Annotated in this window: 19 protein-coding genes and 1 riboswitch; of the genes, 10 read left to right on the top strand and 9 right to left on the bottom strand. The window is 71.7% G+C overall.

The genetic code is table 11. The annotated features are described in order from the left end of the window. Window positions 1-6: 6 nt before the first annotated feature. On the top strand, window positions 7-288 hold the full coding sequence (locus tag ACFTWP_RS36315) for an Lrp/AsnC family transcriptional regulator (protein WP_380269343.1): 282 nt from the start codon (window positions 7-9) through the stop codon (window positions 286-288). Window positions 289-341: 53 nt separating this feature from the next. On the opposite strand, the gene ACFTWP_RS36310 is transcribed toward ACFTWP_RS36315, so the two are convergent. The 3 genes from ACFTWP_RS36310 to ACFTWP_RS36300 form a co-directional block, all read right to left on the bottom strand. Beyond that, window positions 342-1,724 (bottom strand): aminotransferase class V-fold PLP-dependent enzyme, encoded by a 1,383-nt coding sequence (locus ACFTWP_RS36310; protein WP_380269342.1) that lies wholly within the window; start codon window positions 1,722-1,724, stop codon window positions 342-344. 50 nt (window positions 1,725-1,774) lie between these two features. Beyond that, window positions 1,775-1,892: riboswitch (SAM riboswitch) on the bottom strand. A 186-nt stretch (window positions 1,893-2,078) separates the two neighbouring features. Beyond that, window positions 2,079-3,155, bottom strand: coding sequence for an anthranilate phosphoribosyltransferase (gene trpD / locus ACFTWP_RS36305; RefSeq protein WP_380269341.1), 1,077 nt, complete (start codon window positions 3,153-3,155; stop codon window positions 2,079-2,081). 274 nt (window positions 3,156-3,429) lie between these two features. Continuing rightward, the gene (locus ACFTWP_RS36300) at window positions 3,430-3,855 is read right to left on the bottom strand and encodes a hypothetical protein (RefSeq protein ID WP_380269340.1); all 426 of its coding nucleotides are present in this window, start codon (window positions 3,853-3,855) and stop codon (window positions 3,430-3,432) included. A 450-nt stretch (window positions 3,856-4,305) separates the two neighbouring features. Between ACFTWP_RS36300 and ACFTWP_RS36295 the strand changes: the two genes are divergently transcribed. From ACFTWP_RS36295 to ACFTWP_RS36275, 5 genes are all read left to right on the top strand, one after another. Next, complete coding sequence (locus ACFTWP_RS36295) at window positions 4,306-4,926, top strand: heme-copper oxidase subunit III (protein WP_380269338.1); 621 nt, start codon at window positions 4,306-4,308, stop codon at window positions 4,924-4,926. A 189-nt stretch (window positions 4,927-5,115) separates the two neighbouring features. Further along, a complete protein-coding gene (locus ACFTWP_RS36290) occupies window positions 5,116-5,922 on the top strand; it encodes a c-type cytochrome (protein ID WP_380269337.1) in 807 nt (268 codons plus the stop codon). An 8-nt stretch (window positions 5,923-5,930) separates the two neighbouring features. Continuing rightward, window positions 5,931-6,989, top strand: a complete 1,059-nt coding sequence (locus tag ACFTWP_RS36285; protein ID WP_380269336.1) for a Rieske 2Fe-2S domain-containing protein — start codon at window positions 5,931-5,933, stop codon at window positions 6,987-6,989. Continuing rightward, window positions 6,986-8,644 (top strand): cytochrome bc complex cytochrome b subunit, encoded by a 1,659-nt coding sequence (locus ACFTWP_RS36280; RefSeq protein ID WP_380269335.1) that lies wholly within the window; start codon window positions 6,986-6,988, stop codon window positions 8,642-8,644. Before ACFTWP_RS36285 ends, ACFTWP_RS36280 begins: the two co-directional genes overlap by 4 nt. Before the next feature lie 120 nt (window positions 8,645-8,764). Beyond that, entirely contained in the window at window positions 8,765-9,136 is a 372-nt protein-coding gene (locus tag ACFTWP_RS36275; protein ID WP_380269334.1) for a GntR family transcriptional regulator, read from the top strand. An 83-nt stretch (window positions 9,137-9,219) separates the two neighbouring features. On the opposite strand, the gene ACFTWP_RS36270 is transcribed toward ACFTWP_RS36275, so the two are convergent. The 4 genes from ACFTWP_RS36270 to coxB form a co-directional block, all read right to left on the bottom strand. Beyond that, window positions 9,220-10,428, bottom strand: coding sequence for an Ig-like domain-containing protein (locus ACFTWP_RS36270; RefSeq protein ID WP_380269333.1), 1,209 nt, complete (start codon window positions 10,426-10,428; stop codon window positions 9,220-9,222). A 228-nt stretch (window positions 10,429-10,656) separates the two neighbouring features. Then, a complete protein-coding gene (locus tag ACFTWP_RS36265) occupies window positions 10,657-11,073 on the bottom strand; it encodes a cytochrome c oxidase subunit 4 (protein ID WP_380269332.1) in 417 nt (138 codons plus the stop codon). Beyond that, a complete protein-coding gene (gene ctaD, locus ACFTWP_RS36260; RefSeq protein ID WP_380269331.1) occupies window positions 11,073-12,851 on the bottom strand; it encodes a cytochrome c oxidase subunit I in 1,779 nt (592 codons plus the stop codon). Before ctaD ends, ACFTWP_RS36265 begins: the two co-directional genes overlap by 1 nt. After that, window positions 12,851-13,702: a cytochrome c oxidase subunit II gene (gene coxB, locus ACFTWP_RS36255; RefSeq protein ID WP_380269330.1), complete on the bottom strand. Its 852-nt coding sequence runs from the start codon at window positions 13,700-13,702 to the stop codon at window positions 12,851-12,853. Before coxB ends, ctaD begins: the two co-directional genes overlap by 1 nt. Before the next feature lie 358 nt (window positions 13,703-14,060). Here coxB and ACFTWP_RS36250 point away from each other — a divergent pair, with 358 nt between their 5' ends. Then, the gene (locus ACFTWP_RS36250) at window positions 14,061-15,569 is read left to right on the top strand and encodes a cysteine desulfurase/sulfurtransferase TusA family protein (RefSeq protein WP_380269329.1); all 1,509 of its coding nucleotides are present in this window, start codon (window positions 14,061-14,063) and stop codon (window positions 15,567-15,569) included. A gap of 56 nt (window positions 15,570-15,625) precedes the next feature. On the opposite strand, the gene ACFTWP_RS36245 is transcribed toward ACFTWP_RS36250, so the two are convergent. Further along, window positions 15,626-16,603 carry a carbohydrate kinase family protein gene (locus ACFTWP_RS36245; RefSeq protein ID WP_380269328.1) on the bottom strand — a complete coding sequence of 326 codons (978 nt, stop codon included), beginning with the start codon at window positions 16,601-16,603 and terminating at the stop codon, window positions 15,626-15,628. 236 nt (window positions 16,604-16,839) lie between these two features. Here ACFTWP_RS36245 and ACFTWP_RS36240 point away from each other — a divergent pair, with 236 nt between their 5' ends. Further along, a complete protein-coding gene (locus tag ACFTWP_RS36240; RefSeq protein WP_380269327.1) occupies window positions 16,840-17,058 on the top strand; it encodes a hypothetical protein in 219 nt (72 codons plus the stop codon). 129 nt (window positions 17,059-17,187) lie between these two features. Next, window positions 17,188-17,874 carry a hypothetical protein gene (locus tag ACFTWP_RS36235; RefSeq protein ID WP_380269326.1) on the top strand — a complete coding sequence of 229 codons (687 nt, stop codon included), beginning with the start codon at window positions 17,188-17,190 and terminating at the stop codon, window positions 17,872-17,874. A gap of 112 nt (window positions 17,875-17,986) precedes the next feature. Here the strand turns inward: ACFTWP_RS36235 and erpA are convergent, their stop codons facing one another. Further along, complete coding sequence (gene erpA / locus ACFTWP_RS36230; protein WP_266323909.1) at window positions 17,987-18,340, bottom strand: iron-sulfur cluster insertion protein ErpA; 354 nt, start codon at window positions 18,338-18,340, stop codon at window positions 17,987-17,989. A 209-nt stretch (window positions 18,341-18,549) separates the two neighbouring features. Here erpA and ACFTWP_RS36225 point away from each other — a divergent pair. After that, window positions 18,550-19,118, top strand: a 569-nt coding sequence (locus tag ACFTWP_RS36225; RefSeq protein ID WP_380269325.1) for a GNAT family N-acetyltransferase, incomplete at its 3' end; no start/stop codon positions are given.

Genomic DNA, 19,118 nt, shown 5'->3' with positions numbered 1-19,118 from the left:
AGCAGAGTGATCACCGCCATCGTCCTGATCAAGACCAGCGTCGACCGCATCCCGGAGATCGCCGAGGCGATCACGGCCATCGAGGGTGTCAGCGAGGTCTACTCGGTGACCGGCGGCTACGACCTGGTGGCGATGGTCCGGGTGCGCAGGCACGACGATCTGGCCGACGTGATCCCCGGTCAGCTCAACAAGGTGCCGGGAGTGGCGCACACCGAGACCCAGATCGCCTTCCGCACGTACTCCCAGCACGACCTGGAGGCGGCGTTCGCCCTCGGCCTCGACGAGTAGCCGGGCCGGCCGGTGCCGGCGCCAGGGCCGGCACCGGTGCCGCGGGCGCCTGGTCAGCCGGCCCGGCGGGTGTCCGCGACGCAGCGCCCGCCCTCGCTGCGGTAGTTCCAGGCCGCGCCCTCGGTGACGAGCTCGCGGACCGCGGTCAGGAACCGGTCCACGTGCTCGTCCGGGGTGCCGGCGCCGAAGCTGACCCGGATCGCGTTCAGGCTGCGCTCGCCGGGCAGCGAGGCCTCCGGCGCGCCGCACTCCGACGGCGGGGCCTCCTCGCCGCCGAGCAGGGTGCGCACCAGCGGGTGGGCGCAGAACAGGCCATCGCGCACGCCGATGCCGTACTCGGCGGAGAGCGCCGCCGAGAAGTGCGAGCTGTTCCAGCCCTGGACGACGAAGGAGAGCACGCCCACCCGGGCGACGTCGGTGAGCAGCGGGGTGTCACCGAACAGGCTGAGCACCCGGACCTCGGGGATCTCGGCCAGGCCGGCCTTGAGACGGGCGATCAGCTGCTGCTCGCGGGCCTCCAGCGCGTCGAAGCCGGCCTCGGTCAGCGCCCGGCAGGCGGAGGCCACCGCGTAGGCGCCGATCACGTTCGGGGAGCCGGCCTCGTGCCGCGCCGGGCCGGAGTGCCACTCGACGGCGACCGAGCCGTCCACCTCGCGTGCGACGGTGCGGGTGGCACCGCCACCGGCCAGGTACGGCTCGGCGGCGTCCAGCCAGTCGCTGCGGCCGGCCAGCACCCCGGAGCCGAACGGCGCGTACAGCTTGTGTCCGGAGAAGGCGACCCAGTCGACCCCGAGCTCGCGGACCGAGACCCGGTGGTGCGGGGCGAGCTGCGCGGCGTCCAGGACGACCCGGGCGCCGTGGCGGTGGGCGGTCTCGGTGAGCTCGGCGACCGGCCACAGCTCGCCGGTGACGTTGGAGGCGCCGGTGACGCAGAACAGCTTCGGGCCCTCGCCGGCGCCGGCCAGCGCCTCGTCCAGCGCGGCGACGGCGTCGGCGTGCGAGCGGGGGGCGCGCAGGTAGCCGACCTCCAGGCCGTCCCGGCGCCAGGGCAGCAGCGACGCGTGGTGCTCGGTCTCGAAGACGAAGACCCGGGTGCCGGCCGGCAGGGCGCCCGCCAGCAGGTTCAGCGAGTCGGTGGTGGCGCGGGTGAAGACCACCTGGTCGCCGTCCCGCAGGTCGAGGAACTCCTCGACGGTGCGGCGGCTCTGCTCGAACAGGTCGGTGGAGAGCTGCGAGAGGTAGCCGGCGCCGCGGTGCACGCTGCCGTAGTAGGGGGCGTACGCGGCGACGTCGTCCCAGACCCGCTGGAGCGCCGGGGAGCTGGCGGCGTAGTCGAGCGCGGCGTAGCCGACCTTCTCGCCGTTGGCCAGCGGGACCTGGACGTCCTGGCCGAGGACGGCGAGCGGGGCGCAGAGTTCGGTGGTGGTCACGGACATGTTGATGCACTCCTCTGAGGTAAGGACCCCGGGAGTGCGACTGTGCCGGTGGTCCGCGCTTGCCACGCGGACGGTCTGCCGCGCGGCCCGGTCCTCACCCAGGGCACCCCGCCACGGACGGAGGGTTGCCGGACAGCAAGCTGGGGCTTGTCGCTGTCACTCATGACCTGGCGAAAACTCTAGGCGGCGCCCGCCTGGTGGTCAAACAACAGTCCGCCATGTGGACAGGCCCGCCCGGCGCGGGGGCACGGCGAAGGCCCGCGGAGCACGGCTCCGCGGGCCCGGTGCGGTGATCGCCGCCGGCCGCCCGGCGGCACGCGCGGCTCCGGAGCCCGGCCGGCGCCGGACACCCGCTCAGCGGCGGGCGGTGGCCTCGGCCCAGTGCTTCAGCACCGACTGGGCCGCGCCCGAGTCGACGGCCGCGGCGGCGCGGACCATGCCGGCCGCGAGCTGCTCGGCGAGCGGGGCCTCGGTGAGGTCCAGGGCGACCAGCGCGGCCGCGGTGTTCAACAGGACGGCGTCCCGTACGGGCCCGCGCTCGCCGGCCAGCAGCCGGCGGGCGACCTCGGCGTTGTGGGCGGCGTCGGCCCCGCGCAGGGCCTCGATGCCGACCAGCTCGATGCCGACGTCGCGCGGGTCGAAGGAGGTCTCGGTGACGACCCCGCCCTTCACCAGCCAGACCCGCGAGGTGGTGGAGATGGTCAGCTCGTCCAGGCCGTCGTCACCCCGGAAGACCAGGGCGGTGGCACCCCGGCGGGCCAGCACGCCGGCGATCAGCCCGGCCAGCCGGGTGTCGAAGCAGCCGATGGCGTGCGCGTCCACCCGGGCCGGGTTGGTGAGCGGGCCCAGGATGTTGAAGGCCGTCGGCACCCCGAGGTCACCGCGGGCGGTGGCGGCGTGCCGCATGGCGGGGTGGAACCTGGCGGCGAAACAGAAGGTGAGGCCGACCTCCTCGGCGATCTCGGCGACCCGTCTGGCACTGAGGTCCAGGTTGATGCCGAGCTTCTCCAGCACGTCCGAGGAGCCGCTGGAGGAGGAGGCGGCGCGGTTGCCGTGCTTGACCACCTTGGCGCCGGCGGCCGCGGCGACGATGGCCGACATGGTGGAGATGTTGACCGTCTTCGCGCGGTCCCCGCCGGTGCCGACGATGTCGACGGCCGGGCCGGGGATGTGCAGCGGCTCGGCGTGCTCGTACATCGCGGCCACCAGGCCGGTGATCTCGTCGACCGTCTCACCCTTGGCCCGCAGGGCCACCATGAAACCGGCCACCTGCGCGGGGCTGGCCGCGCCGCTCATGATCTGGTCCATCGCCCAGGCGGTGTCGTCCTGGGTGAGGTCCTCGCCCCTCAGGAGTGCCGACAGGAGGTCCGGCCAGGTGCGGACCACCTGCACGGGGTCGTTGCCGCCGTTCGCAGGGTGCGCGTTCACCATGGCCGACTCCAGCTCTCGTCAGTGTCACCGGAAGGGCTCCGGAAACAAGGAGGCCAGCCTATCCAGCGGCGCACCGGGCCCGCCCCCGTCGCCGCTCCCCTTCTCTAGTACTGAGACGAGCCACCGGTGCCGCGACGACGCACCGGCACCGGGACGGGCCGCTCCCACCGGGAGGGGCCCCGGCCCCGACCTGAGCGCACGGGAGCGGGCGACGGCCGGGCGGGCGCCCCGGGCTCCCGCCCGGAGCGCCCGGGGTGCCGGGCCGCCGGGGCCGTCAGCGGGCGGCCGGGGTCCGGCCCGCGATCCGGTTGCGGAGCAGGGTGGCGGCGGCCTCGGCCAGCGCCACCGGGTCCACCGGGTGGGAGATGGCGGCGTCGGCCCGGCTCCAGGCGGCGAGCCAGGAGTCCTGCGGCCGGCCGATCAGCACCAGCACGGGCGGGCAGCCGTAGATCTCGTCCTTGAGCTGGCGCCCCAGGCCCAGCCCGCCGGCCGGGACGGCCTCGCCGTCCAGCACGCAGAGGTCCACGCCGCCCTTCTCCAGTGCGCGGAGCACCGCGGGCGTGGTCGCGCACTCCAGGTAGTCGAGTTCGGGGAGGTCCGCGGCCGGGCGCCGGCCGAGGGCCGTCCGCACCTGCTCGCGGGTGTTGCGGTCATCGCTGTAGACGAGGACGGTGAGCGTCTCGTCGGTCGTGTGCGCCATGGGGCCCTGCTCCCTCAGATGTGATCCGGACCACGTCCACCTCTTCCGGATGCTACTCCCGATCACCCGCCGTGGAGCCCCTCCCGCGCGATCCGGTGGCGGAGCGCTCCGCGTCCGGTTGCGGACGGACCCGGCCCCCTCCCTTCCAAGGCGACGCGCTGGACCGTCATCCGCCTGGACGCGCCGCGTCACCCTCGCGCGCACAGACCACCCGTACGGCGGACCCGCTAGCCGACCCCACGGGCCCGCGGGGTCGGCGACACGCAGGGCAAAGGAGTGCTCGACCCCCTTCAGGGGGCGCCGGACGGCCCGAACAACCGTCAGAAAACGGACATAGTCGCGCCGACCGGGCTGGCCGGGGCCCTGTCGGCCCCCAACGGGGCATATCGCACGCACCGGACACTCCGAGGGACACCCCCCGGCGTGAAGACGGAATAAGGGACCGACATAATGTCCGTCGTGGCGACAGCAACAGCAGTAGAAACCGGGCACGCGCACGGATCGGTCAACCGGCCGAACATGGTCAGCGTCGGAACGATCGTCTGGCTGAGTTCCGAGTTGATGTTCTTCGCGGCCCTCTTCGCGATGTACTTCACTCTCCGCTCCGTGAAGGGGGCGGAGTTCTGGAGCGAGAAGGCGCACGCGCTCAACGTGCCCTTCTCCTCCGTCAACACCACGATCCTGGTGCTCTCCTCGCTGACCTGCCAGCTCGGCGTCTTCGCCGCCGAGCGCGGTGACGTGAAGAAGCTCCGGTCGTGGTTCGTCATCACCTTCGTGATGGGCGCGATCTTCATCGGCGGCCAGATCTTCGAGTACACCGAGCTGGTCACGAAGGACGGCCTGTCGCTGTCCTCCGACCCGTACGGCACGGTGTTCTACCTGACCACCGGCTTCCACGGTATGCACGTGACGGGCGGTCTGATCGCCTTCCTGCTGGTCCTGGGGCGCACGTACGCTGCCAAGCGCTTCACGCACGAGCAGGCCACGGCCGCCATCGTGGTGTCGTACTACTGGCACTTCGTCGACGTCGTGTGGATCGGCCTGTTCGCGACCATCTACCTGATCAAGTAACCAGCTGATCAGGTCGCTGGCCGCCGGCCGCGAGGGCGCCCTCACCGGCGACGACCCCTGCTGGCCGGTGAACGACGCACCCACCGACCGACCGCGCGCGCAGCCCTAGACAGGCAGCCTGCCGTGCCGGCCAGACCGGCCGCCGGGCGCACCCACCAGTCGACCAGATCCTGACACCGGGGTTATTCCGTGAAAAAGCTCTCCGCACGACGGCGCCACCCACTGGCGGCGCTGGTCGTTCTACTTCTCGCCCTGGCGGCCACCGGGGGGCTGTACGCCGCGTTCGCGCCCGCCGAGAAGGCGCAGGCCGACACCGCCGCGCAGTCGCTCGCGATCGACGAGGGCAAGAAGCTCTTCGCGGTCGGCTGCTCCTCATGCCACGGCCTCAACGGCGAGGGCAGCAGTGACGGTCCGAGCCTGGTAGGCGTCGGTTCCGCCGCGGTCGACTTCCAGGTCGCCACGGGCCGCATGCCGGCCCAGCAGCCCGGCGCGCAGGTGCCGAAGAAGAAGAACATCTACTCCCAGCACGAGATCGACCAGCTCGCGGCGTTCGTCGCGTCGCTCGGCCCCGGCCCGGTGGCGCCGACCGAGGAGCAGTACAAGTCGACCAACCCGGATGACGTGGCGGCGGGTGGCGAGCTCTTCCGCACCAACTGCGCGCAGTGCCACAACTTCGCGGGCAAGGGCGGTGCCCTGACCCAGGGCAAGTACGCGCCCATCCTGGAGAACGTGGACCCGAAGCACATCTACGAGGCCATGCAGACCGGCCCGCAGAACATGCCCTCCTTCCCGGACACGACCATGCCCGAGGAGCAGAAGCGCCAGATCGTGGCCTTCGTCAACCACCTCGACAGCGAGCCGAACCCCGGCGGTCTCACCCTGGGCAGCCTCGGTCCGGTGACCGAGGGTCTGTTCGGCTGGATCTTCGGACTCGGCATCCTCATCGCGATCGCGATCTGGGTCGCCGCCCACACCACCAAGGCCAAGAAGTCATGAGCCACGACATGTCAGAAGACAAGCTGCCGGAGTCGCACGGCTCCGCCGAACCGCACGGTGACGTGGCCGCCCACGGCGACCCGTTCGCCGACCCGGGCCTGCCCGCCCACGAGCCGCGCCGCACCGACATCGACGAGCGGGCCGCCAAGCGCGCCGAGCACCAGGTGTCGCTGATGTTCGTGGTGTCGATGCTCGCCACGGTGGGCTTCATCGCCTCCTACGTGGCGATCGACCCGGACAAGATCGTCTACATCTTCCCGCTGGGCCACGTCAGCGCGCTGAACTTCGCGCTCGGCCTGACCCTCGGGGTGGCGCTCTTCTGCATCGGCGCGGGCGCGGTCCACTGGGCCCGCACGCTGATGTCGGACCACGAGCTCCCGGCCGAGCGGCACGCGATCGAGGCTGACGACGAGGTCCGCGCGGACGTCATCGAGCAGTTCAAGACCGGCGCCGCGGAGTCCGGCTTCGGCCGCCGCAAGATGCTCCGCAACACCCTGATCGGCTCGATGGCGCTCGTGCCGCTGTCGGGCGTGGTGCTGCTGCGCGACCTGGGCCCGCTGCCCGAGGACAAGCTGCAGCACACCGGCTGGGAGGTGGCGACGCCCGAGAAGCCGCTGCCGCTGATCAACATGAACACGAACAAGCCGATGAAGGCCGAGGACATCCTCGTCGGCTCGCTCACCTTCGCCAAGCCCGAGGGCCTGGAGGAGGACGCCGAGGACTTCCAGGTGCAGATCGCCAAGGACGCGCTGATGCTCGTCCGGATCGCCCCGGAGAACATCAAGGACAAGGACTCCCGCGAGCTCGGCTTCGAGGGCATCCTGGCCTACTCCAAGATCTGCACGCACGTCGGCTGCCCGATCAGCCTCTACGAGCAGCAGACGCACCACGCGCTGTGCCCCTGCCACCAGTCGACCTTCGACCTGGCGGACGGCGCTCGCGTGATCTTCGGCCCGGCCGGGCACCCGCTGCCGCAGCTGAAGATCACCACCAACGAAGAGGGCTTCCTGGTCGCCACCGGCGACTTCGCCGAGCCCGTCGGCCCGAGTTTCTGGGAGCGCTCATGAGTGCCGCGAACAGCGCCACCCGTGGCGCGTCCAAGCCGGCCAGTACCCGCGAGAAGCCCGCCAACAAGTGGGAGTCCGCGGCGGACTGGACGGACGGCCGGCTGGGGATCTACTCCCTCGCCAAGGCCAACCTGCGCAAGATCTTCCCGGACCACTGGTCCTTCATGCTCGGTGAGATCTGCCTCTACACCTTCATCATCATCATCCTGACCGGCGTCTACCTGACGCTGTTCTTCAACCCGAGCATGGGCGAGGTCGTCTACCACGGCTCCTACGCCCCGCTGAACGGCATCAGGATGTCGGAGGCCTACGCCTCCACGATGGACATCAGCTTCGATGTCCGCGGCGGTCTGCTGATCCGCCAGATCCACCACTGGGCCGCGATCGTGTTCGTCGCCGCGATGCTCGTGCACATGATGCGCGTGTTCTTCACCGGCGCGTTCCGCAAGCCCCGCGAGGTCAACTGGATCTTCGGGTTCCTGCTGCTCTTCCTCGGCATGTTCGACGGCTTCATGGGCTACTCCCTCCCGGACGACCTGCTCTCCGGTACGGGCATCCGCTTCATGGAGGGCGCGATCCTGGCCGTGCCGCTGGTGGGCACCTACATCCAGTTCTTCCTGTTCGGCGGCCAGTTCCCGGGCACCGACATCATCCCGCGGTTCTTCACGATCCACATCCTGCTGATCCCGGGCGTCATGGTCGGCCTGCTGGTCGCGCACCTGATCCTGGTCTTCTACCACAAGCACACCCAGTGGGCGGGCCCCGGCCGCACCGAGAAGAACGTCGTCGGCATGCCGCTGATGCCGGTCTACATGGCCAAGGCCGGTGGCTTCTTCTTCCTGGTGTTCGGCATCATCGCGGCGATGTCCGCGATCGCGACCGTCAACCCGATCTGGGCGTACGGCCCGTACCGCCCCGACCAGGTGTCGACCGACGCCCAGCCGGACTGGTACATGGGCTTCTCCGAGGGCCTGATCCGCATCATGCCGGGCTGGGAGATCCGCGCCTGGGGCCACACCCTGAACATGGGTGTGTTCGTGCCGCTGATGGTCTTCCCGCTGGTGCTGGCCGTCATCGCGGTCTACCCCTTCATCGAGTCGTGGGTCACCGGCGACAAGCGCGAGCACCACATCCTGGACCGCCCGCGCAACGCGCCCGTCCGCACCGGCCTCGGCGCCGCGTGGATCAGCCTCTACCTGGTGCTGCTGATCGGTGGCGGCAACGACCTGATCGCGACCCACCTGCACCTGTCGATCAACGACATCACGTACTTCGTACGGATCGGCTTCTTCGTCATCCCGGTGATCACCTTCGTGGTCACCAAGCGCTGGTGCCTCGGCCTCCAGCGCCGTGACAAGGACAAGGTGCTGCACGGCCGCGAGACCGGCGTCATCAAGCGCCTGCCGCACGGCGAGTTCGTCGAGGTGCACGCGCAGCTGCCGCAGGACAAGCTGCACAAGCTCACCGCGCACGAGCAGCTCCAGCCGCTGGAGCTGCCCGCCGAGGTGGACGAGAACGGTGTGGCCGCCAAGACCGGCATCCTCACCCGCACCCGTGCGAAGCTCTCCCGCGGCTACTTCGGCGAGAGCGGGCAGATCCCCAAGCCCACCGCCGAGGAGCACCACGAGATCACCAGCGGCCACGGCCACCACTGATCCCGTACGCACCCCGCGCCACACCCGAGGGCCGCTGACCAGACTTCATCTGGTCGGCGGCCCTCGGCCATTCCCGGAAGACACCGCCCGCCCCGCCACCCCCCGTTGTCAGGAGCCCCCGTGCAGCTGTCCGTCGACCACGACGCCGCCACTCCCCCGTACGAGCAGATCCGGATCCAGATCGCCGACGGGGCGCACAGCGGCGAGCTGCCCACCGGTCTGAAGCTGCCGACCGTCCGGGCGCTGGCCGAGCAGCTCGGGCTGGCCGCCAACACCGTGGCCCGCGCCTACCGGGAGCTGGAGGCCGACGGCGTGGTCGAGACGCACGGCCGGCGCGGCACCCTGATCGCCGCCGCCGGGGACACCGCCCACCGGCTGGCGGCCGCCGCGGCCACCGAGTACGCGGAGCGGGCCCGACGCCTCGGCGTCCCCCGGGCGGACGCCGAGGCCGCCGTGGCGACCGCGTTGCGGGTGGCCTACGAGACGCCGTAGGCCACCGGGGACGGCCGCTCCCGGGGTCGTCCGGGCCGGGGAGCGGCCGTCGGCCGGCCGGCGCGGGACGGGGCCCCCGCCGGCTACGGCTGAGGGAGGATCACCGCGGCGGCCCGGCCCTGGCCCTGCGGGCCGTCGGTGCTGACCGGCTTTCCGGTGGCGCTGTGCTTCACCCAGTCCTCCCAGGTGAGGTTCCAGTCGCCGAAGCCGTTGCCGAAGGGCTCCATGCCGGCGCCCTTGCTGTTGACCACCTGGACGAGGTCGCCGACCCGGGTCTGCTCGTAGAACCACTTGGCGTTCTCGGTGCTCATGCCGGTACAGCCGTGGCTGACGTTGTCCACGCCCTGCGAGGCCACCGACCAGGGGGCGGCGTGGACGTACTCGCCGCTCCAGGTGACCCGGGTCGCCCACTGCACCTGCAGGTCGTACGACTCCGAGCTGCCGGCGGCTATCCCGATGGACTCCCCGCTCATCCGGACCTCGCGCTCCTGACCCAGCACCACCTTGATGCCGTTGCGGGTGGAGAAGCCCGGCTTGCCGGTGGTGACGGGGATGGTGCGCACCAGCTGGCCGTTGCGGGTCAGGGTCAGCTCGTGGGTGCCGGCGTCGACCACGCTCTCGACCCGGTCGCCGGTCTTCAGGGCCAGCGTCGCCGGCGCTCCGCCGTAGAGGCCGTCGGAGATCCGGACGCCCTCGCCGTCGAAGCTCAGGGCCACCGACGCGTTGGCCGGCCAGTAGTCCTTGGGGCGGAAGTGCAGGTTCTGGTCGTCGACCCAGTACCAGGCACCCACCACGGCGGGCTGCGAGACCACCCGCAGCGCCCCCTCGACCTCCTGGCGGGCCGCCTGGTCCTTGACCGGCTCGGAGAGCTTGACGGTGAGCGGCTGGCCCACGCCGTAGACGCCGCTGCCGGAGGAGTCCGGGCCCAGTTGGGCGGTGAGCAGCCGCTGCGCCGCCACGGTGCTGAAGCTGGAGGTGGTCTCGCCGCGGCCGCCCTTGCCGTCGTCGGCGGCGATCCGCACGGTGTAGCCGGTGGCGGCCTTGAGGTGGCCGGTGCTCTGCCAGCTGCGCTGGTCCTCGGACAGTTCGCCGGCGACCAGCCGCCCGTCCGGCCCGCTGACGGTGACGTCGGTGAGCCGGGTGCCGGGCTCGGCCGTGACGGTGAGGGGCTTGGACGGGTCCACCTGCCCGGTGGCCGAGGTGTGCACCAGCGGGGCCGCGTCGACCGTCCGGGAGGGCTCGGTGCCCTGGTCGCGGCCGCCGCCCGAGGAGCAGGCCGCCAGGGGTGTCATGCATATGAGTGCGAGGGAGATGCTGCGTATACCTGCGGTTCCGCGCCTGCCGGTCATGACCGCCTCCGAGGGGTCGCACGATTGTTCAGATCGTAGGAACACCGCAGGGGATAGCGACATCCGGCGGACCCCGCGCTGCGCCGGAGGGGTGAGGCCGCCACCCGGCGGACGCAGCAGGGCCGGGCACCCCTTGCGGGAAGCCCGGCCCTGTGGATGAGCGGGAGGAACCTACTGGTTCTGGTCCTCGCCCCGGTAGAACTCGAAGACCCAGCCGTACAGGCCGATCAGGATGATCGGCAGCGACCACCAGAGCAGCCACCAGCCGAAGATCACGCCGCAGAAGGCCAGCGCGCCGCCGATCGCCAGCGCGAGCGGCTGCCAGCTGTGCGGGGCGAAGAAGCCCTGCTCGCCGGCGTCGTCCGCGACCTCGGCCTCGGGGTTGTCACCCGCGCCGCTGTCCACCCGGCGGGCGGTGAAGGCGAGGTAGTACCCGATCATGGCGCAGAGGCCGGTGGCCAGGACCAGCGCGGTGGTGCCGGCCGCCTCGAAGCCGATGTCGCTCTTCGAGGTCCAGATGCCGTACGTGACCGCCATCGCGAGGATGAAGACCGCGAAGCCCAGGAAGATCTTGCCCTGTTCCTTCATCAGGCGTCGCCGTCCTTCTTGCCCTTGCCCAGCTGCGGGTTGTCGTACTTGGCCGGGGTCACGCCGGCGAAGTGCTTGGCCGGCTCACCGTGCGCCTCCAGGTAGTCCAGCGCGGCGATCTCCGGGTGGTGCAGGTCGAACGCCGGGGATTCCGAGCGGATGCGCGGGAGGGTGAGGAAGTTGTGCCGCGGCGGCGGGCAGGAGGTCGCCCACTCCAGCGAACGGCCGTAGCCCCACGGGTCGTCGACCTCGATCTTCTCCCCGTACTTGGCGGTCTTCCAGACGTTGTAGAGGAACGGCAGGATCGACAGGCCGAGCAGGAAGGAGCCGATGGTGGAGACGGTGTTCAGGGTGGTGAAGCCGTCCGAGACCAGGTAGTCGGCGTAGCGGCGGGGCATGCCCTCGGCGCCGAGCCAGTGCTGGACCAGGAAGGTCGCGTGGAAGCCGATGAACAGCGTCCAGAAGGTGATCTTGCCGAGGCGCTCGTCGAGCATCTTGCCGGTCATCTTCGGCCACCAGAAGTGGAAGCCGGCGAACATCGCGAAGACGACGGTGCCGAAGACCACGTAGTGGAAGTGGGCGACGACGAAGTACGAGTCCGAGACGTGGAAGTCGATCGGCGGGGAGGCCAGCAGGACGCCGGTGAGGCCGCCGAAGAGGAAGGTGACCAGGAAGCCGACCGTCCAGAGCATCGGGGTCTCGAAGCTCAGCGAGCCCTTCCACATGGTGCCGACCCAGTTGAAGAACTTCACACCGGTCGGGACCGCGATCAGGAAGGTCATGAAGGAGAAGAACGGCAGCAGCACCTGCCCGGTGACGTACATGTGGTGCGCCCACACCGTCACGGACAGACCGGCGATCGCGATGGTGGCCGCGATCAGGCCGGAGTAGCCGAACATCGGCTTGCGGCTGAAGACCGGGATGATCTCCGACACGATGCCGAAGAACGGCAGCGCGATGATGTACACCTCGGGGTGGCCGAAGAACCAGAACAGGTGCTGCCAGAGCAGCGCCCCGCCGTTCGCCGGGTCGAAGACGTGCGCCCCGAATTTTCGGTCGGCCTCCAGCGCGAAGAGCGCGGCGGCGAGGACCGGGAAGGCCAGCAGGACCAGCACGGCGGTCAGCAGGACGTTCCAGACGAAGATCGACATCCGGAACATCGTCATGCCGGGCGCGCGCATGCAGATGATCGTGGTGATGAAGTTGACCGCGCCGAGGATGGTGCCGAAGCCGGAGAAGGCCAGACCCATGATCCACATGTCGGCACCGACACCCGGCGAGCGGACGGCGTCGGACAGCGGCGAGTAGGCGAACCAGCCGAAGTCGGCCGCACCCTGCGGGGTGACGAAGCCGGCCACCGCGATCGTCGAGCCGAACAGGTAGAGCCAGTAGGCGAACATGTTCAGCCGCGGGAACGCCACGTCGGGCGCGCCGATCTGCAGCGGCATGATCCAGTTCGCGAACCCGGCGAAGAGCGGGGTCGCGAACATCAGCAGCATGATCGTGCCGTGCATCGTGAACGCCTGGTTGAACTGCTCGTTCGACAGGATCTGGGTCCCGGGACGAGCCAGCTCGGCGCGCATGACCAGGGCGAGGATGCCACCGATCAGGAAGAACGCGAACGACGTCCCCAGGTACAGGGTGCCGATCGTCTTGTGGTCGGTGGTGGTCAACCACTTGATGACGGTGGAACCCGGCTTGCGGGTGCGCTGGCCCCCGCCGACCGTGACGGCCCCGGCGCCCCCGCCGGCCGCGGCGGGCTCGTTGAGGATGGTCACTATTCTTCACTTCCCATGGTCGTGATGCCGGAGGGCACCGCGCCGGTCTGGCCCTTGGCCCGGAGGTCCGCCAGGTGCTTGTCGTAGTCCGCGCGGGACACGACCTTCACGTTGAAGAGCATCCGCGAGTGGTCGACGCCGCAGAGCTCGGCGCACTTGCCCTTGTACTCGCCGATCTGGTTCGGCGTGACCTCGAACTTGTTCACCACGCCCGGCACGACGTCCATCTTCATCAGGAAGTTGATGGGCCAGAAGTCGTGGATGACGTCCCGCGAGGTGAGGACGAACTTGACCGACTCGTTGACCGGCAGGTACAGCGTCGGCGGCTCGGCGGGCGTGCCCACCTCGTACGCCGCCGTGGTGCTGGTCGGGTCGGGCTTCTCGGTGTTCTCGTAGTTGAACGCCCAGCTCCACTGGAAGCCCACCACGTTGACCGTGTGCGCGGGCTTGGCGGAGGTGGAGATCAGCTCCGACTCGTCGCGCGCGACGAAGTAGAAGAGCACCGACACGATGACGATGGGGACCGCGGTGTAGAGCGCCTCGATGGGCACGTTGTACCGGGTCTGCGGAGGGATCTGGATGCCGGTGCGACTGCGCCGGTGGAAGATCACGCTCCAGATGATCAGACCCCACATCAGTGCGCCCACTGCCAGAGCCGCGATCCAGGAGCCCTGCCACATGTGAAGGACCAGGGGCCCTTGCTCGGTGACGGGACTCGGGAGGCCAAGCCTGGGGAGGTCGTTGGCCGAGCAGCCGGTAGCGGTCGCGATGACGAGGCCCAGTGCCAGCGCCTGAGGCAGCTTCCGCCGCATCGTGCGCCGCGGCGAGCGGTCGGAGCCGTTGGGACTCACGTAGCGCCTTCCCGAAGTCTCGCCCGCCTTCGCGTCGCTCCGGGGAGGATGGTGAACCTCCCCGGCGACCCGTCCACGGGCACGGTTTGAATGCTTATGCGGGCCAAACCCTACTCCAGCCTTATGCGCTGCTGACGGGCAGGTCCCGGTAACGCGCCGCCCGGTCGCCCGATCAGGCCCGGCCGGGGCGGATTCGCAGGTCACAGCAGACTTTCGAGGGCCGTACGCCCGATCGGGGGACGGCGGCGCACCGGGTGGATGACGACCCGTCGGGTGCGGACGAAAGGGACAAACCGGGTGATCGACTGACGGACGGTGAGACGGTGGGGCCGCCCCCGGTCTGTAGTTGAATGTCACCGTGTATTTCGACGCGGCCTCCACCGCCCCGCTCCACCCGGTCGCCCGGCAGGCGCTGACCGCCGCACTGGACGAGGGGTGGGCCGACCCCGCCCGGCTCTACCGCTCCGGCCGGCAGGCCAGGATGCTGCTCGACGCCGCGCGCGAGACGGTCGCCGAGGTGCTCGGCGCCCGGGCCGACGAGGTGTCGTTCACCGCCAGCGGCACCCAGGCCCTCCAGCTGGGCATGCTCGGCGCGCTGGCCGGCAACCGCCGCCGCGGCGCCCACCTGGTGCACTCCGCCGTCGAGCACTCCGCCGTGCTGCACACCGCCGAACGGTGGGAGCTGACACCGGCGGGGAGCGGGACGGGCGAGGTCACCGTCGTCCCGGTGGACCGGCTCGGGCGGGCCGCCCCCGAGGGCTTCGCCGCCGCGCTGCGGCCCGACACCGCGCTGGCCGTCCTGCAGTCCGCCAACCACGAGGTCGGCACGGTCCAGCCGGTCGGCGAGGTCGCCCGGATCTGCGGGGACGTGCCGCTGCTGGTGGACGCCGCGCAGAGCGCCGGCCGGACCGACGTACCCGCCGGCTGGTCGCTGCTGACGGCCAGTGCCCACAAGTGGGGCGGCCCGGCCGGGGTCGGGGTGCTCGCCGTCCGCAAGGGCGTCCGGTACGTCTCGCCGCTGCCGGCCGACGAACGCGAGTCGGGCCGGGTGCCCGGGTACGTCAACGTGCCGGCGATCGTGGCGGCCGCCGCCTCGCTGCGCGCCGTCCGGGCCGAGGCCGACCGCGAGAACGCCCGGCTGCACGCGCTGGTCGAACGGATCAGGACCCGGGTCCCGCAGCTGGTGCCCGAGGTGGAGGTGGTCGGCGACCCGGTCGGGCGGCTGCCGCACCTGGTCACCTTCTCCTGCCTGTACGTGGACGGCGAGGTGCTGCTGACCGAGCTGGACCGGGCCGGCTTCGCGGTCTCCTCCGGCTCCTCCTGCACCTCCTCCACCCTGACCCCGAGCCACGTGCTCGCCGCGATGGGCGTGCTGACCGAGGGCAACGTCCGGGTCTCGCTGCCGTACGGTGCCGCCGGGGCGGACGTCGAACGCTTCCTGGCCGTCCTGCCGGAGGTCGTCGGACGGGTCCGGGCTCCGCTCGGGCTGGACCTGCCGGCGCCCGGAGCCGTGCTCGCGGGCGGAGCGGCCGTCGAGCCCGCGCGCGGAACCGGGGCGGCGGCGGGGGAAGCGGCCGCGGCGGAGGCGAAGGCCGGAGGGGCGGAGGGCGGTGCCGGGCCGGTGGCCGCCGCACTGGTCGTCGACGCCCTGGGCAAGCGCTGCCCGCTGCCGGTGATCGAGCTGGCCCGACGGATCGGCGAGGTGCCGCCGGGCGGCACGGTCGCGGTGCTGGCCGACGACGAGGCGGCCCGGCTGGACATCCCGGCCTGGTGCGGGATGCGGGAGCAGGAGTACCTGGGCGAGGCCCCGGCCGCCGGGTACGGCGGCGACCGGGGCTCGGCCTACCTGGTCCGCCGCACCCGGTAGGGCACCCGGAGGAGCGGGCCGCACCGGGCGGGCGCGGGCCTCGCGGCCCGGCGGTGCTACCTGCCCAGGTGCGCGCGGATGTCGGCCGCCGCCTCGGCGCCGTACGCGTTCTCGAAGCGCTTGAGGAAGGCCGCGGGGCGCAGCTCGTACTCCTGGGTGCCGACGGTCTCGATCACCAGGGTGGCGAGCATGCAGCCGAGCTGGGCCGAGCGCTCCAGCTCCAGCTCCCAGGACAGGCCGGCGAGGAAGCCGGCCCGGAAGGCGTCGCCGACGCCGGTCGGGTCGGTCTTGCGCTCCTCGGGGGCGCAGCCGACCGTGATGGGCGCCTCGCCCTTGCGGTCGATCCGCACGCCCTTGCTGCCCAGGGTGGTGACGCGGGTGCCGACGCGGGTGAGGATCTCCTCCGCGTCCCAGCCGGTCTTGCTCTCGATGAGCGCGGCCTCGTATTCGTTGGTGAACAGGTACGCGGCGCCGTCCACGATCTCGCGGATGTCGTCGCCCTCCAGGCGGGCCAGCTGCTGGGAGGGGTCGGCGGCGAAGGCGTAGCCCCGGGTGCGGCACTCCTGGGTGTGGCGGACCATCGCCTGCGGGTCGTCCGCGCCGATCAGGACGAGGTCCAGGTTGCCGACCCGGTCGGCGATCGGCTTGAGCTCGATGTAGCGGGCCTCGGCCATCGCCCCGGTGTAGAAGGAGGCGATCTGGTTGTGGTCCTCGTCCGTGGTGCACATGAAGCGGGCGGTGTGCCGGGTCTCGGAGATGTGCACCGACTCGGTGTCCACGTTGTGGCGCTGCAGCCAGCTGCGGTACTCGGCGAAGTCCGCGCCGGTGGCACCGACCAGGATCGGGCGCAGGCCGAGGACGCCCATGCCGAACGAGATGTTCGCGGCGACGCCGCCACGGCGGATGTCGAGGGTGTCGATCAGGAAGGACAGCGACACCGTGTGCAGCTGCTCGGCGACCAGCTGATCGGCGAAACGGCCGGGGAAGGTCATCAGGTGGTCGGTGGCGATCGAGCCGGCGACGGCGATACGCACAGGGTCTCCTCGGGGTGGCGGCGAGGCCAGGGGAAGCGGATGAACCTCCCCACGGTACCGGGCCCGGCGGCCGGGGCCGCAAGACCGCCCCGGCCCGGTCGAACGGGTACTACCTCCGGGTAGCTCTGGCAGCGCCCCCGCGGGCGTCCTAGGGTCACAGGAAGAGGGGCCCGTCAGCGGCCCCCGTCCACGTCCGTGGCACCGTCGCCACGGCACGGTGATCGGAGCGATGGCCGATGATGTCCAGTTCCCACCCCCGGAACCCCTCCCCCGCCCTGCGGGCCGACGCGGACCCGGACACCCTTGACGCGCTGGTGAGTTCGTCCCGGCGCCTGGGCCGCTTCTGGCCGCCGGCCGCCCTCGGCGAGGAGCCCGTACGGGTTGCCGGTCCGGGCTTCGCGGTGCCGTCGGGAGCGCAGCGGCTGGTCGCCGGGATGGCCGAGTACGGCGTGTAGCGGGCGCCCGGGGCTGGGCGGCGGCGCGGGCCGGGGCCGGCGATGGAACCGGACTCCTCCGGACCACGTCAAACCGGCGCGGTGTCGCCGGGGAGGCGGCGCCGCCCAGCCCTCGGGAGGAATTCAGTGATGGATCAGGAGACGAAGGCCCGGCCCGTGCGGCGCCGGGGTGCCGGACGCCCCGGCGGACGGCGGGCGGTGGCCCTGACCGGCGTGGTCCTGGCGGTCGCCGTCGCGGCCGGCTGCGGCTCGGGCGGCTCCGGTGCCTCCGACGGCGCGGCGCCGACGGCGCCCGCGGCACCGTCGGTGTCGGCGCCCGCGGAGCCCGGTTCGACCTCGCCCTCGCCCGCCCCCTCGGCGCCGGACCCGCGCCCGATGAGCCCGTCCGCGAGCCCCGTGGCGCCGGCCCCGCCGACCCCCGGCACGGGCGCCACGCCGGGCATCGGCCCGGACGGGCCGCAGCCGACCGGCCCCGGCATCGCCCCCGGTGAGCCCGCGCCCGTCCCGGGCGGCCGGCAGACCATCGGCTACCAGCTGAGCGGCAACCGGCTGACCGTCTGGTTCTACGGCGGCATCTGCGAGAAGTACGGGCTGAAGACGGACGAGAGCCGGCCCGGCCGGGTGGACGTCCGGATCGTGGTGGCCACCCCGATCGCCCCCGGGACGTCCTGCGCGGCGGTCGCCAAGCGGCAGTCCGTGACGGCGGACCTGAAGGGCCCGCTGATGGGCCGGGCCGTGATGGACGCCGCCAACGGCGCCGAGGTGCCGCTGGAGGCCGAGGTGGCGGGCGGGCCGCCGGCGCCGGCGGACAAGTAGCACCACGTTCCCCCCGGCCCCTCACTCCGGTCACTCCGGTCACTCCGGTCACTCCGGGGGGAACGACGAAGGCGGCCCCCGGGATCACCCGGGGGCCGCCTTCGCGGTACTGCTAGCTGAACGAGTCGCCGCAGGCGCAGGAGCCGGTGGCGTTCGGGTTGTCGATCGTGAAGCCCTGCTTCTCGATGGTGTCCACGAAGTCGACGGTGGCGCCGCCGAGGTACGGGGCGCTCATCCGGTCGGTGACGACCTTCACGCCGTCGAAGTCCTTGAGAACGTCGCCGTCGAGCGAACGCTCGTCGAAGAAGAGCTGGTAGCGCAGGCCCGAGCAACCGCCGGGCTGGACGGCGACACGCAGCGCCAGGTCCTCGCGGCCTTCCTGCTCGAGCAGGCCCTTGACCTTGGCCGCGGCGGCATCGGTAAGGAGCAGACCACTCTCGACGGTGGTCTCGTCCTGGACGGTCATCTGCTTACTCCCGGTCGTTGACGACGATCTGCCGCCAGTACCAACCAGCGGCCACCCGGATTCAATTCCCGGGCGGTGGTTCTTTCGGAGGACGGGATTCGCGGCCCGTTCCCCACATTCCCCATGCTCGCACACCACAGGGGTGTGGTCACCGCCCGATCCGCGCGAACGGGTCACTCCGGGCGCCCCCGATTGCCAGGATGGGAGCCATGATCCTGCGCCAGGTGCAAGACACCGCCGCTGACGCCGAAGCCGTGCGGCTGATCGCCGAAGCCGCCTTCGAGGGCCTGTCGGACGGCGCCGGTGCGGCGCGGCGGCCGGAGGAGCCCGACCGGGCGAACGCCCGCGCCGTCCAGCAGGCGGCCAGGACCAGGCACCTGGCGCGCACCGATCCGCAGGGGTGCTGGATCGCGGAGCACGAGGGCGAGGCGGTCGGCGCGGCACTGTCGCTGCGCCGCGAGGGCGTGTGGATCCTGGCCCTGTTCGTGGTGCGGCCCGGCGCCCAGGGGCAGGGGGTGGGGCGGTTGCTGCTGGAGCGGGCCGCGGCGCACGGCCGCGGCTGCCTGCGCGGGCTGCTCTGCGCCTCGCCCTCCCCCGCGGCGGCCCGGCGCTACCGGCGGGCGGGGTTCACGCTGCACCCGACGATGACTCTGAGCGGCCCGGTGGACCGCGCCGGCCTGCTGGATCCGGGGGACATCCCGGTCCACCGGGGCGGCGCCGTGCACAGGCACCTGCTGGACTCGGTGGACCGCGGCGCGCGGGGCGCCGCCCACGGCCC

The organism is Kitasatospora sp. NPDC057015 (genome assembly GCF_042673745.1).
GTDB lineage: Bacteria > Actinomycetota > Actinomycetes > Streptomycetales > Streptomycetaceae > Kitasatospora.
Note: the sequence above shows the minus strand (reverse complement) of the source record. Positions and strands in the feature narration are given on the sequence as shown.

What these genes read in the sequence shown, in the direction of transcription:
- ACFTWP_RS36310 (WP_380269342.1), bottom strand. Translation starts at nt 1,724, where the DNA reads ATGTCCGTGACCACCACCGAACTCTGCGCCCCGCTCGCCGTCCTCGGC.
- trpD (WP_380269341.1), bottom strand. Translation starts at nt 3,155, where the DNA reads ATGGTGAACGCGCACCCTGCGAACGGCGGCAACGACCCCGTGCAGGTG.
- ACFTWP_RS36300 (WP_380269340.1), bottom strand. Translation starts at nt 3,855, where the DNA reads ATGGCGCACACGACCGACGAGACGCTCACCGTCCTCGTCTACAGCGAT.
- ACFTWP_RS36295 (WP_380269338.1), top strand. Translation starts at nt 4,306, where the DNA reads ATGTCCGTCGTGGCGACAGCAACAGCAGTAGAAACCGGGCACGCGCAC.
- ACFTWP_RS36285 (WP_380269336.1), top strand. Translation starts at nt 5,931, where the DNA reads ATGTCAGAAGACAAGCTGCCGGAGTCGCACGGCTCCGCCGAACCGCAC.
- ACFTWP_RS36280 (WP_380269335.1), top strand. Translation starts at nt 6,986, where the DNA reads ATGAGTGCCGCGAACAGCGCCACCCGTGGCGCGTCCAAGCCGGCCAGT.
- ACFTWP_RS36270 (WP_380269333.1), bottom strand. Translation starts at nt 10,428, where the DNA reads ATGACACCCCTGGCGGCCTGCTCCTCGGGCGGCGGCCGCGACCAGGGC.
- ACFTWP_RS36265 (WP_380269332.1), bottom strand. Translation starts at nt 11,073, where the DNA reads ATGAAGGAACAGGGCAAGATCTTCCTGGGCTTCGCGGTCTTCATCCTC.
- ACFTWP_RS36240 (WP_380269327.1), top strand. Translation starts at nt 16,840, where the DNA reads ATGATGTCCAGTTCCCACCCCCGGAACCCCTCCCCCGCCCTGCGGGCC.
- ACFTWP_RS36235 (WP_380269326.1), top strand. Translation starts at nt 17,188, where the DNA reads ATGGATCAGGAGACGAAGGCCCGGCCCGTGCGGCGCCGGGGTGCCGGA.
- erpA (WP_266323909.1), bottom strand. Translation starts at nt 18,340, where the DNA reads ATGACCGTCCAGGACGAGACCACCGTCGAGAGTGGTCTGCTCCTTACC.